Here is a 2017-nt window from a genome sequence, read left to right on the forward strand (position 1 = left end):
GGTCGACGCCGGCGTCGACGGCTCGCGGCTGACCCTCGAGGTCAGCGAGTCGGCGACCGGGCTCAGCGCCGGCGAGCCGACGGCGTACGCCGCCCTGGGTGCCTGCGGCGCCGGGCTGAGCGTGCAGGACTTCGGCACCCACCGGGCCTCGCTGACCTCGCTGTGGGCCAGCCCCGCCGTGCGCGAGGTCAAGCTGCACCCGCGCCTGGGCGCCGAGGTGGCCCGCGACGACGAGGTGGCCCGCCGGGTGCGGGCGCTGGTCTACGCCGCCCACGGCCTGGGCCTGCGGGTGGTCGCCGACGGGGTCGAGACCCGGGAGGCGGCCGCCGCGCTGGAGGGCCTGGGCTGCGACGCGGTGCAGGGCTTCGCGGTGGCCCCGCCCACCCCCCTCATCGACCTCGTCGAGTGGGTGGGGTTCTGGAACCGCTCGCACCGCCGCGGCCCCGAGGCGCCCGCCGCCCCGGCGCGCGGGGTCCCCGTCGGGGGGCAGCCGTGAGCGCGGCGGTGCTGCCCCTCCCGCTGGTGGCGGGCCTCGCGGGCCTGCTGGGCCTGCTGGTGGGCTCGTTCGTCAACGTGGTCGTGCACCGGGTGCCGGCCGGGCTGTCGGTGGTGCGGCCGCGCTCGGCCTGCCCCGCCTGCGGTCACGAGGTGCGCGAGCGCGACAACGTGCCGGTCGTCTCCTGGCTGCTGCTGCGCGGGCGCTGCCGCGACTGCCGGGTGCGGATCCCCCTGCGCTACCCGGCCGTGGAGGCCGGCACGGCGGTCCTCTTCGCGGTGGTCGCGCTCGCCGAGACCCGCCCCCCGGTGCTGCTCGCCTGCCTGGTCGTGGCCGGCGCGGGCGTGGCGCTGGCCCTGATCGACCTCGACCACGGCCGGCTGCCCTTCGCGGTGACCGGCACCGCGGCGCTGCTGGCCGGCGCCGCGCTGCTGGCCGGCTGGACCACCACGTGGGCCCTGCAGGGCCCCTCTGCCGCGGCCGGCCAGCTGGTCGGGCCGCTGGTCGGCGTGCTGGCCTGGGGCGGGGTGTACGCCGCCCTGTGGGCGGTCACGGCGGGGCGCGGCATGGGCCTGGGCGACGTCGCCCTGGCGCCGCTGCTGGGCCTGGTGCTGGGTGCGGTGGGCGTGAGCGCCGCCGTCGTGGGGCTGGCCCTCGGCTTCGCCCTGGGCGCCGTCGGGTCGCTGCTGCTGATGGGCCTGGGCACTGTGCGGCGCGGCCAGCGCATCCCCTTCGGCCCCTTCATGCTGGCGGGCGCCGGGCTGGGCCTCGTCGCCGGCGAGCCCCTCGCCACCGGCTACCTGCGCCTGGTCGGGATCGCCTGACCGCCACAGGCGTCGGCGCCCCGCACTAGGCTCCGCACCGACGGGCCACGACGGCCCGCGACACCCCCGGGGGTTGCGATGGACGCCGAGAGCGCGCGCGGGCTGGCCGCGCGCCTGCCGCGCGTCGGTCACCGGCTGCCGCGGCTGCACCCGGGCCGCGGGCTCGCCGGGCTGCTCGGCGGCCCGCACCAGCCGGGGGCCGGGCCCGACCACGCCGCCACCGACGTCCTGACCGGGCTCGGCGACCGCTCCGCGCTGGCGCGGCACGCCGATCGCCTCGAGACCGGGCCGGCGGCGCACGCCCTGCTGGTGCTCGACCTCGACGGCTTCAAGGCCGTCAACGACATGGCCGGCCACGAGGCCGGCGACGCGGTGCTGCGGGAGGTGGCGCGCCGGGTCGCCGAGGTCGCCGGCGACGACGGGGTCGCGGTGCGGCTCGGCGGCGACGAGTTCGCGCTGCTGAGCGGGCCGCTCACCGGCCAGCCGGCCGAGGCCGCCGCCGCGGCCGAGGAGCTGGCGAGCCGGGTGGAGACCAGCATCGCCCGCCCGGTGCGCACCCAGGGCGTCGACCTGTCGGTGCGCGCCTCGGTCGGGGTCGCCCTGCACCGGCGCGACGGGCACGGGCTCGAGCAGCTGCTGCGCGCCGCCGACCAGGCGATGTACGCCGCCAAGGCGGCCCGCGGACGGCCCCCGGGCG

General features: G+C 79.8%; 3 protein-coding genes. All 3 read left to right on the plus strand.

The window, feature by feature from the left end:
* A partial coding sequence (locus ABKW28_RS22680; protein ID WP_348613525.1) for an EAL domain-containing protein occupies positions 1-496 on the plus strand: 496 nt, incomplete at its 5' end.
* Positions 493-1320: a prepilin peptidase gene (locus ABKW28_RS22685; RefSeq protein ID WP_348613527.1), complete on the plus strand. Its 828-nt coding sequence runs from the start codon at positions 493-495 to the stop codon at positions 1318-1320. The genes ABKW28_RS22680 and ABKW28_RS22685, both read left to right, overlap by 4 nt.
* A gap of 78 nt (positions 1321-1398) precedes the next feature.
* The coding region (locus ABKW28_RS22690; protein WP_348613529.1) for a GGDEF domain-containing protein at positions 1399-2017 on the plus strand (619 nt) is incomplete at its 3' end.

Source organism: Nocardioides sp. 31GB23 (assembly GCF_040012395.1).
Taxonomy (GTDB): domain Bacteria; phylum Actinomycetota; class Actinomycetes; order Propionibacteriales; family Nocardioidaceae; genus Nocardioides; species Nocardioides salarius.